This window comes from Stenotrophomonas sp. INTA L402-1, from assembly GCF_059295135.1.
This window is the reverse complement of sequence record NZ_JCAFWP010000019.1, coordinates 49,069-63,594: the sequence shown is the minus strand read 5'-3', so window position 1 is coordinate 63,594 and position 14,526 is coordinate 49,069. Positions and strand designations below refer to the sequence as shown.

The following is a 14,526-nucleotide window of genomic DNA, read 5'->3' as shown; positions in this document are numbered from 1 at the left end:
CAAGTGGCGGGCAGCCGGGGATAATCACGCGGCATTCGTTTTGTCGCCCCCTCTCCATACAGGTAACCGGCCCGACCATGAGTACGATCCGCAGCATCCACGCCCGTGAAATCCTCGACAGCCGTGGCAACCCCACGCTGGAAGCCGAAGTCATCCTGGAGGACGGTTCGTTCGGTCGTGCCGCGGTTCCCTCCGGCGCCTCGACCGGCACCAAGGAAGCGGTCGAGCTGCGTGATGGCGACAAGACCCGTTACCTGGGCAAGGGCGTGCGCAAGGCTGTCGACAACGTCAACACCACCATCGCCAATGCGCTGAAGGGCTTCGAAGCCACCGACCAGGCCGGCCTCGACCGTCGCCTGATCGACCTCGACGGCACCGAGAACAAAGGCCGCCTCGGCGCCAACGCGCTGCTGGGTGTTTCGATGGCCGCCGCGCACGCCGCCGCTGCATCGAACAAGCAGGCGCTGTGGCAGTACCTTGCCGCCAAGACCGGCGTGACCCCGTCGCTGCCGGTGCCGATGATGAACATCATCAACGGCGGCGCGCACGCCGACAACAACGTCGACTTCCAGGAGTTCATGGTGCTGCCGGTCGGCTTCACCTCGTTCTCCGAAGCGCTGCGCGCGGGCACCGAAATCTTCCATTCGCTGAAGTCGGTGCTGAAGGGCCACGGCCTGAGCACGGCGGTTGGCGACGAAGGCGGCTTCGCACCGGACTTCCGCAGCAACGTCGAAGCACTCGACACCATCCTCGAAGCGATCGGCAAGGCTGGCTATACCGCCGGTGAAGACGTGCTGCTGGGCCTGGACGTCGCCTCCAGCGAATTCTTCGAAAACGGCAAGTACAACCTGGTCGGCGAGAACAAGCGCTTGACCTCCGAGCAGTTCGTCGACTTCCTCGCCGACTGGGCCGCGCAGTACCCGATCATCACGATTGAAGATGGCCTGGCCGAGAACGACTGGGCCGGCTGGAAGCTGCTGACCGACCGCATCGGCAAGAAGGTGCAGCTGGTTGGCGACGACCTGTTCGTGACCAACCCGAAGATCTTCCAGGAAGGCATCGACTCGGGCACCGCCAACGCGATCCTGATCAAGGTCAACCAGATCGGCACGCTCAGCGAAACCCTGGAAGCGATCGCGATGGCCGACCGCGCCGGCTATGCCGCCGTCGTCTCGCACCGTTCGGGCGAAACCGAAGACACCACCATTGCCGATATCTCGGTGGCCACCACCGCCACCCAGATCAAGACCGGCTCGCTGTGCCGCAGCGATCGCGTGGCCAAGTACAACCAGCTGCTGCGCATCGAGGAAGCCCTCGGCGCCGGCGCGCGTTACGCCGGTCGTGACGCGTTCGTTTCGCTGAAGCGCTGAGCCGATGCGCGACTGGCGCTGGATGCTGCTGGTGCTGGCCCTGCTGCTGGGCTGGCTGCAGTACCGCTTCTGGTTCGGTCCGGGCAATTCGGGTGAAGTGATGATGCTCGAAGCCCAGGTCGCCAACCAGGAGCGGGACAATGAGGGTCTGCAGCAGCGCAACGACGCGCTCGCTGCCGAAGTGAAGGACCTCAAGGAAGGCCAGTCCGCCATCGAGGAACGCGCGCGCAGCGAGCTGGGCATGATCAAGCCTGGCGAGAAGTTCTACCGTGTGGTCGAGGATGCGCCGGTCCACCCGGCGCAGCCTGCTGCCGGCGCCACTGCCCAGGCGGGCGAACACCCGGCAGACGTGCCATGAGCGCGGCGATCTGGGTCGTTGTTCCTGCGGCCGGCCGTGGCACCCGCTTCGGTGCACCGCTGCCCAAGCAGTACCTGCAGGCGGGCGGGCAGATCCTGCTCGCCCACACGCTGGACGCGCTGCTGGCGCACCCCGCCGTGGCCGGAGCGATGGTGGTGATCGGCCAGGACGATGCCGACTGGCCGGGCTGGAATGAGTGGTCGGGCAAGCCGGTGCTGACCTGCATCGGCGGCGCGACCCGTGCCGCCTCGGTGCTGGCCGGGTTGCAGGCGCTGCCGGACACCGTGCGTGCCGATGAATTCGTGCTGGTTCACGATGCTGCACGGCCGAACCTGTCGCTGGCCGATCTCGGTCGTCTGCTTGAAGTCGGTCGTGCCGACCCGGTCGGGGCGATCCTGGCTGCGCCGGTGCGCGACACCCTCAAGCGCGCTGGCGACGACGGCGGCATCGATGGCACCGAGCCACGCGAGCGCCTGTGGCGCGCACTGACGCCGCAGCTGTTCCGCCGCCACCAGCTCAGCCGCGCGCTGTCTGACGCTGCGGCCGCCGGTGTTGACGTCACCGACGAGGCCATGGCCATGGAACGTCAGGGCCAGCGCCCGCTGCTGGTGGAAGGCAGCGAGGACAACTTCAAGGTCACCACTCCGGCCGATCTGGACCGGTTCGAATTCGTACTTTCCCGCCGCGCCGGCTGACCGTCCGCGCGGCCCTGTTGCAAGGGTTGCATCCATGAGCACCGCACCGTTCCCGCCCGTCCGCATCGGCCAGGGCTACGACGTCCATGCCTTCGGTGAAGGCGACCACATCATGCTTGGCGGCGTGAACGTGCCGCACAGCTGCGGCGTGCTCGCACACAGCGATGGCGACGTGATCCTGCACGCCCTGTGCGATGCGATGCTCGGCGCGCTGGCGCTGGGCGATATCGGCCAGCATTTCCCGCCGAGTGACGACCGCTGGAAGGGCGCCGACAGCAGTGATTTCGTTCGCCATTGCGACAGCCTGCTGCGCGAGCGTGGCTGGCGCGTCGGCAACACCGACATCACCGTGATCTGCGAGCGTCCGAAGGTCGGCCCGCATGCGCTGGCGATGCGTGAGCGCATCGGTGGGTTGCTGCAGTTGCCGCTGGATGCAGTCAGCGTCAAGGCCACCACGTCTGAGAAGCTGGGCTTCACTGGTCGTGGCGAAGGCATCGCCGCACAGGCGGTGGTACTGCTGGTGGCGGCATGATCCCGCTGCCGTTGGCGTTTGGTGCACCGTTGCTGACGGCGCGCATCCGCACCACGCCGGACGATTTCCAGGTTGACGAACTGCCGGCCTTCGAGGCGACCGGTGAAGGCGAGCACCTGCTGCTGCATATCCGCAAGCGTGGAGCCAACACCGTGCATGTGGCCAAGCTGCTGGCCACGTGGGCGGGCCTGCCGGAAATGGCGGTGAGCTATGCCGGGATGAAAGACCGCCACGCGGTCACCACCCAGCGTTTCAGCGTGCACCTGCCCAAGCGCATCGCGCCGGACCTGGCCGAGCTGGCCAGTGACGAGATCGAAGTGCTCGAAGCCACCTGGCACAACCGCAAGCTGCAGCGCGGTGCACTGGCCGGCAACCGCTTCAAGCTGGTACTGCGCGAGGTGCAGGGTGATGCCACGGCGATCAGCGAGCGCCTGCAGCAGATTGCCGAGCGCGGCCTGCCGAACTGGTTCGGCGAACAGCGCTTTGGCCGCGACGGCGGCAATGTGCCGGCGGCACTGGCGATGTTCGGTGGCCGCCGCATGCGCAAGGACCAGCGTTCACTGCTGTTGTCAGCCGCCCGTTCGGCGCTGTTCAACCGCGTGCTGGCCGCGCGCGTGGAGCAGGGCAACTGGGATCAGCCGCTCGATGGCGAAGTGTGGATGCTCGATGGCAGCCGCAGCGTGTTCGGACCCGAGCCGTACACCGAGGTGCTGGCCGAGCGACTGGCGCGTTTCGACATCCATCCCAGCGCACCGCTGTGGGGCGAAGGCGAGCTGCGCAGCGCCGACGCGGCACGTGAGCTGGAGCTGGCCGCGCTGGACGACGACGAGTCAAAGGCACTGCGGGCCGGCCTGGAAGACGCACGGCTGAAGCAGGAGCGCCGCGCATTGCGCCTGCGCCCGGCGCTGCTGCAGCACCAGTGGCTGGCCGACGACGTGCTGGAGCTGTCATTCGCGCTGCCGCCAGGCTGCTACGCCACCGCCGTACTGCACGAACTCGGCTCGGTCGAAGACGCCTCGCAGGCCTGACAGAAAAAGGGGACGGAGGGAATTAAGTCGTTTGTGGCACAAACGACTTAATTCCCTCCGTCCCCTTTTTCATCTACGGGCCAGCAGCACCAGCACCGCGCCGGTGCCGCCTTGTCCGGTCGGCGCCGAATGGAACGCCAGTACGTCGTTGCGCAGCCGCAGCAGGCGATCGACCAGATTCTTCAGCACCGGTGCACCGCCATCGGACTGCAGGCCCTTGCCGTGGATGATGCGCACGCAGCCATAGTCGTGTGCATGCGCCTCCAGCAGGAACTGGCGCAGCAGCGCCTCCGCCTGCGACGCAGTGGCGCCGTGCAGGTCCAGCTCGTCCTGCACCGAGTACTGGCCACGCTTGAGGCGCTGGAACAAGCGTGGTGGCAGGTTGTCGCGGCGATAGCTGGCTACGTCGCCGGCTTCCAGCGGCGTGCTCTCGCGCAGCAGCCGGGCGAATTCGCCGGCGGCTTCGGCCTCGTCACGTTCGGCCATGCGCGCGCGCGGCTTCGGCCGGGGCGCGGCAGGCGCCGGCTCGGCATCCTTGCGCAGCGGCGTCACTTCGCCGATGGCCGCACGGAACAATGCGGCCGGATCTTCGTCTTCAGGGTGCGACATGCGCACAGGGTAAACCGCCGGCGCAGCTCTGCCTATGACGGTTCGATGTCGGCCATGACCGCCGACAGGGTAGGACCGGCGGCTCGCATGCGGCACAATAGACGATGCCCTTGCAGGGTCGACGGCTTCCGCAGGGGAGTACGGCGGTCCCGCCCACACTGCACGGTGACGGAATCGAATTCTTGGAAAATCAAGCGGTTAAATCGAAGATGCGAATCCTGGTCAGTAACGACGATGGCGTCGACGCCGCAGGCATCCGGATGCTTGCTTCGGTGCTGCGCGAGGCCGGACACGAAGTCACGGTGGTCGCGCCCGACCGTGATCGCTCCGGCGCCAGCAATTCGCTGACCCTGGACCTGCCGATCCGCCTCAAGCGCATCGACCATTACACCGTCTCGGTGGCCGGCACTCCGACCGACTGCGTGCACCTGGCGCTGACCGGGCTGCTCGAGTTCGAACCGGACATTGTCGTGTCCGGCATCAACAATGCCGCCAACCTCGGCGATGACGTGATCTACTCCGGCACCGTCTCGGCGGCGATGGAAGGTCGCTTCCTCGGGCTGCCGGCGGTGGCGGTCTCGCTGGTTACCCGCAATCACGATCCGAAACACTTCGAGACCGCCGCGCGCGCTGCCGTGGAGATCGTTGCCCGGCTCAAGGCCGATCCGTTGCCGGCTGACACCATCCTCAACGTCAACGTGCCTGATCTGCCGTGGAGCGAGGTCGAGGGCTTCGAGGTCACCCGCCTCGGCAACCGCCACCGCGCCGAAGGCTGCATCGCGCAGAAAGACCCGCGCGGCAACGAGGTGTACTGGATCGGCCCGGCCGGCCGTGAGCAGGACTCCGGCCCCGGTACCGACTTCCATGCGGTGCGCACCGGGCATATCTCGATCACCCCGATCCAGGTCGACCTGACCCGCTACCAGGCACTGGAGAAAGTGGCCAGCTGGGTCGGCGGCCTCAGTGCCGCGCTGGACCAGCCGGCATGAGTCCACGCCTGCGCCTGCAACCGGAAGCCGTCGGTATCGGCATGACCTCGCAGCGTGTGCGTGACCGCCTGGTCGACCGCCTGCGCGAAGCCGGCATCGTCGACGAGCCGACCTTGAATGCGATCCGGGTGGTGCCGCGCCATCTGTTCATCGACGAGGCACTGGCCTCGCGCGCGTATGAAGACACTGCGCTGCCGATCGGCCACGGCCAGACCATCTCGCAGCCCTGGGTGGTCGCGCGGATGACCGAGGCGGTGCTCCAGGTCGCGCCGAAGCGGGTGCTGGAAGTCGGCACCGGTTCCGGTTACCAGGCCGCCATCCTCGGTGCGCTGGGCCTGGAGGTCTACACCGTGGAGCGCATCGGCGATCTGCTGCGACAGGCCCGCAAGCGCTTCCGTGCGCTGGGAATGAACATCCGCACCAAGCATGACGACGGTCGCGTCGGCTGGGCCGAGCACGGTCCGTTCGATGCCATCGTGGTTACTGCGGCGGCGCCGGCACTGGTCGACGCCCTGATCGAGCAACTGGCCGAGGGCGGCCGCCTGGTGGCGCCGGTCGGTGGCCCCGGGGCGCAGTCGCTGGTACAGCTGGACCGCAAGGCCGACGGCAGCATCGAACAACACGTGCTGGCGCCGGTCACGTTCGTGCCGCTGCTGTCTGGCATGCTCGACTAATCCACGGAGCAGGGTTGCATGAAGATTTTCGGGCCGCTGTACGAGCGGGCGATGAAGTGGGCGGCGCACGAACGCGCGCCGACCTACCTGACGGTGTTGAGCTTCTTCGAGGCGATCATCTTCCCGGTGATGCCGGAGGTGATGCTGGCGCCGATGTGCGTGGCCCAGCCCAAGCGCGGTTGGTGGTTCGCCACCCTGAGCCTGGCCGGCTCGATGGTCGGCGCACTGGTTGGCTACGCGCTGGGTCATTACGCCTTCGAGGCGATCAAGCCGCTGTTCGAGGCGCTGGGCATGCTGCCGGCCATCGAGCAGGGCATCACCACCGTGCAGGCGAAGATGGCCGAGTCGCCGTGGGCAGTGTTCACCTTCCTGGTGCTGGGCGGATTCATGCCCATCCCGATGAAGGTCTTCACGTGGGCATCGGGTATCGTCGGTGTACCGATGCCGCAGTACCTGTTGAGCATGCTGATCGGTCGTGGCAAGCGCGTGTTCGTGCTGGCTGCGGTCATCCGTATCGGTGGTGCGCGTGCTGAAGCGGCACTGCGTCGCTGGATTGAACCGCTGGGCTGGATCGCCACCGCGCTGGTGGTGGTGCTGATCGCCTGGCTTGTATGGAGGTCGAAGTTCGCATGAGTCCTGATCGTCTGAGCAAGGGAGTGCGCATCGGCGCGCTGGCGTTGCTGGTTTCCACCCTGGCCGCCTGCGGCACCGCCACCGTGGTTCGTCCTGGTGGTGGCAGCGCCGGTGGCGGTGTGACCACGCCGAAGACCTCGGTACCCAAGCCGGGGCAGACCGTGGTGGTGCGCAAGGGCGACACCATCTATGCGCTGGCCCGCATCCATGACATCACCCCGGCCGATCTGATTGCCTGGAACAGCCTGGACAACCCCTCGACGATCTATCCGGGGCAGGTGATCCGGCTGTATCCGGCCGGTGCCAGCGGCGGCCGCGCGCCCACCACGGTGGTCACCCCGCCGCGTTCCGGTGGCAGCAGTGGCGGCAGCACCACGCCGGCCCCGGCGCCGGTCGGTCCGGTGAAGAGCAACATCGCCTGGCGCTGGCCGGCTGATGGCGCCATCGTTGGCCGTTACGTGGCTGGTGATGCGACCAAGCAGGGCGTCGACATCGCCGGCACCAGCGGCCAGGCGGTCAAGGCCACCGCCAATGGCGTGGTGGTGTATTCCGGCGCCGGCCTGGTCGGCTACGGCGAGCTGATCATCATCAAGCACAGCGACCAGTGGCTGTCGGCCTATGGCCACAACCGCAAGCGCCTGGTGAATGAAGGGCAGAGCGTGAAGGCCGGTGAGCAGATCGCCGAAATGGGCCGTACCGGTGCGAACCGCGACATGGTCCACTTCGAGATTCGCTACAACGGCAAGCCGGTCGACCCGCAGCAGTACCTGCCGGCACGCTGATCGTCAGATGCGATAGCGCCGGGCCATGCCCGGCGTTCCTGAGCTGTAGAGGCAAGCCATGCTCGACTCGGGTACTGCAGAGTGGTCATTTGCGATCTTGTGTGTCGCAGGCTCACCTTCACGGCGGACGGGATACCCGGCATTCTTGAGCGGTCCCAGTCGATCCGGTGCCCCATGCTCCGTCTTGCTTCCACTCTCGCGTTGCTCATCGTCGCGCCGCTGGCCTCCGCAGCCAGCGATCCGCGCGACGTGGTCACCCGTCTTTACGCGGCCGTCCAGGCGCCGGCTTCGGACGAAGCGACCATTCCGCCGTTGCTGGGCGATGCGCTGCGCTCAGCCATTGATGCGCAGCGCGCTTACGAGCGGGCCTGTGCGGCGCTGGCCGCGCATGACGAGAAGCCGCACATGCTGGACCAGAGCCCGTATCTCATGGCGCCGGATCGGCCGGAAACGGTAACGGTGGGGCTGCCCGCGACGAGCGGCGATGGCAGTTGGGTGCTCGTCGAAATGGCGATAGGCGACTATCGCTGGACCGACCGTGTCCTGCTGCAAAGGCAGGGCCAGGACTGGAAGGTCATGGACATCCGCTGGGGCCAGGGCGGCAACCTGATCGGGCGGCTGAAGCAGTTCTCGGCCTTCCGCTGCACCGCTTCTGGCGGCTAGCGCCGGGGCGCGCCCGACGCCTCGACCTCAGCCTTCCAGAATGAAAGCGGCCGCGACCTTGCGGCCTTCGCCGGCCAGGATGTTGAAGGTGCGCGCGGCGGCCGGATTGTTCATCACTTCCAGGCCGATGCCGCGTGACAGGCAGGCGGCCATCACCACCGCCGGCGGGAACACCTGGCGGTCACCCGTGCCGAGCACGATCAGCGCCGGGTTCAGCGCCAGGATCGGCTCCAGGTCAGCCAGCTGCAGCGCGGTGGCGCTCACTACCGGCCATTGCGTGACCAGCTGGTCCGGGGTCAGGAAGAAACTGCTGCCCAGCACCTGGTCATTCACCTTGGCCGAGCGGCCATCGGCGGCACGCAGGCTGTAGGCGTAATCGGGCGGTTCGTGGTTCAGCTGCATGGCAGTAAGGCGATCAGCCGCGCGGCAGCACGATCTGGCGCTGTTCCTTGCTCGGGCGATACAGCACGGCGACATGGCCGATGCGCTGCACCAATGCGCTCTCGGTGGCTTCGACGATCTCGCCGATCATCACGTCACGGGCGTCGCGGTCTTCGGCAGCGACCTTCACCTTGACCAGCTCGTGGCGCTCCAGCACTTCGTTCAGCTCAGCGATGAAGGCCGGGGTCACGCCCTTGCCGCCGGTCTGCAGCAGCGCCTTCAGGTCGTGGGCTTGGCCGCGCAGGAAACGGGTCTGGGAAGCGGTCAGGGCGATGGACATGCAGGAAAACACGGTTGAATGGGGCGATCAGGGTATCATGAGGACCCCATCAGCCCCTATTTTCAATGGCTACCCGCAGCAAAAGCAGCCAGCGCTGGCTCAAGGAACACTTCTCCGACCCCTTCGTGAAGAAGGCCCAGGCCGAAGGCATGCGCTCGCGCGCGGCCTACAAGCTCGAAGAGCTGCTGGAACGTGACCGGTTGCTGAAGCCGCACATGGTGGTGGTCGACCTCGGCGCGGCCCCGGGCGGCTGGTCTCAGCAGGTTCGGAGACAGATCGGCGATACCGGCCGCGTGCTGGCACTGGATATCCTGGACATGCCGCCGCTGGCCGGCGTGGAGTTCCTTCATGGTGACTTCAGGGAAGAAGCCGTTCTATCGCAGTTTGAAGCCATGCTCGGGGATCAGCCGGTAGACCTTGTGCTGTCGGACATGGCCCCCAATAAGAGTGGTGTAGGCGCGGTCGACCAGCCGCGGATGATGCACCTGGCGGAGCTGGCCCTGGATTTTGCCGACAACCACCTGAAGACCGGTGGGGCATTCCTGATCAAGCTGTTCCAGGGCGAGGGCTTTGACGACTACGTGCGCGACATGCGCCGCCGGTACGACAAGGTCTCCATCCGCAAGCCGGAAGCCTCGCGCAAGCGCTCTCCCGAGGTGTATGCCTTGGGTCAGGGAAAACGCGCCCACATGAAGTAAGCTCGCAACGTACGCAAGTTCGACCCCAACGCAACGCCAGCACTGAGAGGAACACCGGAGCCAATGAGGATGAACGACTTGACCAAGAACCTCCTGCTATGGGTGGTCGTCGCCGTCGTGCTGATGGTGGTCTTCCAGAGCTTCTCGCCGAAGTCCTCCGGGGCCGGCGCGCAGGGCGCGTCGTACTCGCAGTTCCTGGACCAGGTGGACAGCGGCAACGTGCAGAAGGTCGCCTTTGGCGGCGACATGCGCGGCGGCACCAGCCAGCTGACCTACACCACCCGCGGTGGGCAGTCGTCCACCATCACCGCACCGTTCGATCGTGACCTGATCAACGTGCTGCGTACCAAGAACGTGGAGATCGTGCAGGAGGAGCCGTCCAGCGGCATTTCCCTCGGCGCGATCCTGATGAATTTCCTGCCGGTCATCCTGATCATCGGCTTCTGGTTGTTCATCATGCGCCAGATGCAGGGCGGTGGTGGCGGTGCCAAGGGCGCGATGTCCTTCGGCAAGTCGCGCGCCAAGCTGCAGGGCGAAGACCAGATCAAGGTCACCTTCGCCGACGTCGCTGGCTGCGACGAGGCCAAGGAAGAAGTGGGCGAGCTGGTCGACTTCCTGCGCGACCCGTCCAAGTTCACCAAGCTGGGCGGCAAGATTCCGCGCGGCGTGCTGATGGTCGGCCCGCCGGGTACCGGCAAGACGCTGCTGGCCAAGGCCATCGCGGGCGAAGCCAAGGTGCCGTTCTTCTCGATCTCCGGTTCGGACTTCGTGGAAATGTTCGTCGGCGTCGGCGCCAGCCGCGTGCGCGACATGTTCGAGCAGGCCAAGAAGCACGCCCCCTGCATTATCTTCATCGACGAAATCGACGCCGTCGGTCGTCACCGTGGCGCCGGCCTGGGCGGCGGTCATGACGAGCGCGAGCAGACCCTGAACCAGCTGCTGGTCGAGATGGACGGTTTTGAAGGTGGCGAAGGCGTGATCGTGATCGCTGCGACCAACCGTCCGGACGTGCTGGATCCGGCGCTGCTGCGCCCGGGCCGTTTCGATCGCCAGGTAGTGGTCGGCCTGCCGGACGTGAAGGGTCGCGAGCACATCCTGAAGGTGCACATGCGCAAGCTGCCGCTGGCCGACGACGTCGAGCCGATGGTGATCGCGCGTGGTACCCCGGGCTTCTCCGGCGCCGACCTGGCCAACCTCTGCAACGAGGCTGCCCTGTTCGCCGCGCGTGGCAACGAGAAGGAGGTCCGCATGGACCACTTCGACCGTGCCCGCGACAAGATCCTGATGGGTGCCGAGCGCCGCTCGATGGCCATGAGCGAGGAGGAGAAGACCCTCACCGCCTACCACGAAGCCGGCCACGCCATCGTCGGCCGTCTGGTGCCCGAGCATGACCCGGTCTACAAGGTCACCATCATTCCGCGCGGCCGCGCGCTGGGTGTGACCATGTACCTGCCGGAAGGCGACAAGTACTCGATGAACCGCGTGGCGATCAAGTCGCAGCTGTGCTCGCTGTACGGTGGCCGCGTGGCCGAAGAGCTGATCTTCGGTGCCGACAAGGTCACCACCGGCGCCTCCAACGACATCGAGCGCGCCACCAAGATGGCCCGCAACATGGTCACCAAGTGGGGCCTGTCCGACCAGCTCGGCCCGATCGCCTATGGCGAAGAGGACGACGAGGTGTTCCTGGGCCGTTCGGTCACCCAGCACAAGAGCGTGTCCAACGACACCGCGCGCCGCATCGACGAGGAAGTGCGCAACATCCTCGACGAGGCTTACGCACGCACCACCGAGCTGATGACGGCCAACCTGGACAAGCTGCACGCGATGTCCCAGCTGCTGCTGCAGTACGAGACCATCGACGCGCCGCAGATCGACGCCATCATGGAAGGCCGCGATCCGCCGCCGCCGGCCGGTTGGAACAAGTCGAACAAGGATGGTGGCAACGACAAGGGCGGCGACGCCCGTCCGCTGCCGCCGATCGCAGGCCCGGCCGAATCGCACTGACGGCCCGCTGCACGTGACACCAGACGAGGCCGGGGCAACCCGGCTTCGTCGTTTCCGGGCCACTGGCCCATCCCGAAGAACTGATCTGACGCTGGAGCCCGCATGTCCGCCCCGAAGCCCGAACCGATTTCCCACACCGCCGAAATGGTCATCGCCACCGTGGTCGGCGTGGGTGTGGGCCTGGGGGCCGACAATCTGCTGCTGGGCTGCGTGGTGGGTATCGGTGTCGGCATCGTGCTGAGCATCGTCAGGACCCTGTACGTGGACCGAAAGCGCCGCCGCCGTTAAGGGTGTTGGCAGGGCTGCGCCCTGCACCCGCGGTAGTGCCGGTCGCTGGCCGGCAACCTCAGCAGCAACAGCAACAGCGGGCTTTCTGTAGGATGGCGGGGCGGTGTCGGAGTGCGGGGACGCTGCAAGTACGTCCCTGTAAGCTTGGCAGCCGCTTGCTCGCGTGCGCATTCCTGCGCACACGGCAAGACCGGGGTTGGGCGTCCTGCCCAACCCGCCCGAGGCATGCCTCGGGCCCATGCGGCTGACACCCCGCCCTCCGACACCGCCCCACCTCTGACAGATCTCCGCGGCTGTTGGTAGGTGTCGACCTTGGTCGACACATCTGTCAGATATCGATTGAGTCATCCACGCATGGCGTGGATCTACTGCAGATCGCAGAAAACTGTCGAAGGCGGGGTGGGTCCGGTTGCGGGGGCGTGAGCGCCATGGATGGCGCGACCGAGCCTCCATGGACGGATTCACGGCGTCTCCCGCAACCGGACCCACCCCGCCATCCCTCAGTAAACCCGCTGTTGCTCCGGCTCTTGCTGTAGCTCTGGCCTCTGCGGGTGCAGGGCGCCGCCCTGCCGAACTAAACTACCCGCCGTTGTCCCTGCAGGATTGCCCATGTTCGATACCTCGCCCCAGCTCGATTGCGCCGGCCGCATCCTGCGCCTCGACCGTGCCCGGGTCATGGGCATCGTCAATGTCACCCCGGACTCGTTCTCCGATGGCGGCGCGCACGACACCACCGAGGCCGCGGTCGAACATGGCCTGAAGCTGGTCGAAGAGGGCGCGGACCTGCTCGATATCGGCGGCGAATCCACCCGCCCGGGTGCCGCCCCGGTATCGATCGAGGACGAGCTGCGCCGCGTGATTCCGGTGATCGAGCAGCTGGCCGCCCGAACCCAGGTTCCGATCAGCATCGACACCTTCAAGCCGGAGGTGATGCGCGCGGCAGTGGCGGCTGGCGCCGGCATGATCAATGACATCTACGGCCTGCGCCAGGAGGGGGCGCTGGACGCCGCCGCTGTAGCCGGCGTGCCGGTGGTGTTGATGCACATGCAGGGTGAGCCGGGCCACATGCAGGCCGATCCACACTACGACGATGTGGTCGCCGAGGTGCATGGCTTCCTGGTGCAGCGCCTGTTCGCCGCGGAAATGGCGGGCATTGCGAAGAAGAATCTGCTGGTCGATCTCGGTTTCGGCTTCGGCAAGACCACCGCCCACAACATGACCCTGCTGGCGCGCTCCGAGCGCTTCCTGGAACTGGGCGTGCCGATGCTGGCCGGCTTGTCGCGCAAGCGCAGCCTGGGGGAACTGACCGGCCGCGACACGCCGTCCGAACGCGTGGCCGCATCGGTGGCCGCGCACCTGATTGCGGTGCAGCGTGGTGCGCGCATCGTGCGCGTGCATGACGTAGCCGCCACTGTGGATGCGCTGAAGATCTGGCAGGCGGTCGAGGCGGTGCCGACGCCACGCGCTGACGCCACGCCGACGATCCGCTGGCCGGACGAAGACTGATGGGCATCGACCGGCGGCCGCTGGCGATCGCCGTCATGGGGCCGACCGCCAGTGGCAAGACCGCCACCGCGATCGCCCTGGCGAAGCAGCTGGATGGCGAGATCGTCAGCGTCGATTCGGCGCTGGTGTACCGCCACCTGGACATCGGCTCGGCCAAGCCGGATGCGGCCGAGCGCGCGCAGGCCCCCCACCATCTGCTGGACCTGCGCGATCCCTGGCAGACCTACTCGGCAGCCGAATTCGCCGCCGATGCCGGCCGGGTCGTGGCCGACATCGTGGCACGCGGCAAGATGCCGATCCTGGCCGGTGGCACTGGCCTGTACTTCCGCGCCCTGTTGCAGGGCCTGTCGCCGATGCCGGAGGCCGATCCGGCGACGCGCGAAGCACTCAGCGCCGAGGCGGCCGAGCGTGGCTGGGCGGCACTGCACGCAGAGCTGGCCCAGGTCGATCCGGCGGCGGCCGCACGCATCCATGCTACCGACCCGCAGCGCATCCAGCGGGCGCTGGAGGTCTATCGCCTGACCGGCACCCCCATCACTGAATGGCAGCGCCGGCCGGGCGTGGCGCCGTTGCCGGTGCGCACCCTCAAGCTGATCCTGGCGCCGCGTGACCGCGCGGTGCTGCACCAGCGCATCGAGGCACGCTTCGACGCCATGCTGGCGCAGGGCTTTCTGGATGAGGTGCGGGCATTGCGCGCGATGCCGGAAATGGCCGCCGTGGAGGCGCCACTGGACCTGCCGGCAGTGCGCGCGGTCGGCTATCGCCAGGCCTGGGAGTACCTGGACGGGGAGGGCGATGCTGCCCGCTTCCGTGACAAGGCGATCTTCGCCACCCGCCAGCTGGCCAAGCGCCAGCTGACCTGGCTGCGCGGCGAGCTTGATGCGCGCTGGTTCGACCCCCATATCGACCACGAGCGCCTTGCCGGCGCGGTGTCGACCTTCGTCGCACGCTGAACCCCCGCCAGCCGTGTAACATC

The 14,526-nt window shown here is 66.9% G+C and carries 18 protein-coding genes; 15 read left to right on the top strand and 3 right to left on the bottom strand.

What is annotated here, in order from left to right; translation table 11 throughout:
* Positions 1-77: 77 nt before the first annotated feature.
* Genes eno through truD form a run of 5 tightly spaced genes read left to right on the top strand, consistent with a single transcriptional unit; the run spans position 78 to position 3,983 of the window.
* Entirely contained in the window at positions 78-1,370 is a 1,293-nt protein-coding gene (gene eno / locus AC5O77_RS12620; RefSeq protein ID WP_032130116.1) for a phosphopyruvate hydratase, read from the top strand.
* 4 nt (positions 1,371-1,374) lie between these two features.
* Entirely contained in the window at positions 1,375-1,728 is a 354-nt protein-coding gene (gene ftsB, locus AC5O77_RS12615; RefSeq protein WP_494506883.1) for a cell division protein FtsB, read from the top strand.
* Positions 1,725-2,423 carry a 2-C-methyl-D-erythritol 4-phosphate cytidylyltransferase gene (gene ispD / locus AC5O77_RS12610; protein ID WP_049400377.1) on the top strand — a complete coding sequence of 233 codons (699 nt, stop codon included), beginning with the start codon at positions 1,725-1,727 and terminating at the stop codon, positions 2,421-2,423. The genes ftsB and ispD overlap by 4 nt, the downstream gene beginning before the upstream one ends.
* Before the next feature lie 34 nt (positions 2,424-2,457).
* Entirely contained in the window at positions 2,458-2,955 is a 498-nt protein-coding gene (gene ispF, locus AC5O77_RS12605; RefSeq protein ID WP_005409005.1) for a 2-C-methyl-D-erythritol 2,4-cyclodiphosphate synthase, read from the top strand.
* A complete protein-coding gene (truD, locus tag AC5O77_RS12600) occupies positions 2,952-3,983 on the top strand; it encodes a tRNA pseudouridine(13) synthase TruD (RefSeq protein WP_478057075.1) in 1,032 nt (343 codons plus the stop codon). Before ispF ends, truD begins: the two co-directional genes overlap by 4 nt.
* 69 nt (positions 3,984-4,052) lie before the next feature.
* On the opposite strand, the gene AC5O77_RS12595 is transcribed toward truD, so the two are convergent.
* Positions 4,053-4,592 carry a Smr/MutS family protein gene (locus AC5O77_RS12595; RefSeq protein ID WP_478057074.1) on the bottom strand — a complete coding sequence of 180 codons (540 nt, stop codon included), beginning with the start codon at positions 4,590-4,592 and terminating at the stop codon, positions 4,053-4,055.
* Between the two features lie 209 nt (positions 4,593-4,801).
* Here AC5O77_RS12595 and surE point away from each other — a divergent pair, with 209 nt between their 5' ends.
* The 5 genes from surE (at position 4,802) to AC5O77_RS12570 (ending at position 8,333) form a co-directional block, all read left to right on the top strand.
* The gene (gene surE, locus AC5O77_RS12590) at positions 4,802-5,581 is read left to right on the top strand and encodes a 5'/3'-nucleotidase SurE (RefSeq protein ID WP_478057073.1); all 780 of its coding nucleotides are present in this window, start codon (positions 4,802-4,804) and stop codon (positions 5,579-5,581) included.
* Positions 5,578-6,255 (top strand): protein-L-isoaspartate(D-aspartate) O-methyltransferase, encoded by a 678-nt coding sequence (locus AC5O77_RS12585; protein WP_010485977.1) that lies wholly within the window; start codon positions 5,578-5,580, stop codon positions 6,253-6,255. Before surE ends, AC5O77_RS12585 begins: the two co-directional genes overlap by 4 nt.
* Before the next feature lie 18 nt (positions 6,256-6,273).
* Positions 6,274-6,888, top strand: a complete 615-nt coding sequence (locus tag AC5O77_RS12580) for a YqaA family protein (RefSeq protein ID WP_014036746.1) — start codon at positions 6,274-6,276, stop codon at positions 6,886-6,888.
* Positions 6,885-7,670, top strand: a complete 786-nt coding sequence (locus AC5O77_RS12575; RefSeq protein ID WP_049462716.1) for a peptidoglycan DD-metalloendopeptidase family protein — start codon at positions 6,885-6,887, stop codon at positions 7,668-7,670. Before AC5O77_RS12580 ends, AC5O77_RS12575 begins: the two co-directional genes overlap by 4 nt.
* Positions 7,671-7,844: 174 nt before the next feature.
* Positions 7,845-8,333: a hypothetical protein gene (locus AC5O77_RS12570; RefSeq protein ID WP_478057072.1), complete on the top strand. Its 489-nt coding sequence runs from the start codon at positions 7,845-7,847 to the stop codon at positions 8,331-8,333.
* A 27-nt stretch (positions 8,334-8,360) separates the two neighbouring features.
* On the opposite strand, the gene AC5O77_RS12565 is transcribed toward AC5O77_RS12570, so the two are convergent.
* Together AC5O77_RS12565 and yhbY are read right to left on the bottom strand one after the other, a co-directional pair.
* Positions 8,361-8,735 (bottom strand): Mth938-like domain-containing protein, encoded by a 375-nt coding sequence (locus tag AC5O77_RS12565; RefSeq protein WP_012510659.1) that lies wholly within the window; start codon positions 8,733-8,735, stop codon positions 8,361-8,363.
* Between the two features lie 13 nt (positions 8,736-8,748).
* On the bottom strand, positions 8,749-9,054 hold the full coding sequence (gene yhbY / locus AC5O77_RS12560; RefSeq protein ID WP_004152868.1) for a ribosome assembly RNA-binding protein YhbY: 306 nt from the start codon (positions 9,052-9,054) through the stop codon (positions 8,749-8,751).
* 65 nt (positions 9,055-9,119) lie between these two features.
* Here yhbY and rlmE point away from each other — a divergent pair, with 65 nt between their 5' ends.
* The 5 genes from rlmE to miaA all read left to right on the top strand — a co-directional run bounded on the left by rlmE (position 9,120) and on the right by miaA (position 14,503).
* A complete protein-coding gene (gene rlmE, locus AC5O77_RS12555) occupies positions 9,120-9,752 on the top strand; it encodes a 23S rRNA (uridine(2552)-2'-O)-methyltransferase RlmE (protein ID WP_005409014.1) in 633 nt (210 codons plus the stop codon).
* Between the two features lie 69 nt (positions 9,753-9,821).
* Entirely contained in the window at positions 9,822-11,756 is a 1,935-nt protein-coding gene (ftsH, locus tag AC5O77_RS12550; RefSeq protein ID WP_010485966.1) for an ATP-dependent zinc metalloprotease FtsH, read from the top strand.
* Positions 11,757-11,858: 102 nt separating this feature from the next.
* Positions 11,859-12,044, top strand: a complete 186-nt coding sequence (locus tag AC5O77_RS12545) for a hypothetical protein (RefSeq protein ID WP_121503759.1) — start codon at positions 11,859-11,861, stop codon at positions 12,042-12,044.
* 609 nt (positions 12,045-12,653) lie between these two features.
* A complete protein-coding gene (gene folP / locus AC5O77_RS12540) occupies positions 12,654-13,550 on the top strand; it encodes a dihydropteroate synthase (RefSeq protein ID WP_478057071.1) in 897 nt (298 codons plus the stop codon).
* Positions 13,550-14,503: a tRNA (adenosine(37)-N6)-dimethylallyltransferase MiaA gene (miaA, locus tag AC5O77_RS12535; RefSeq protein ID WP_164080819.1), complete on the top strand. Its 954-nt coding sequence runs from the start codon at positions 13,550-13,552 to the stop codon at positions 14,501-14,503. The genes folP and miaA overlap by 1 nt, the downstream gene beginning before the upstream one ends.
* Positions 14,504-14,526: the final 23 nt, after the last annotated feature.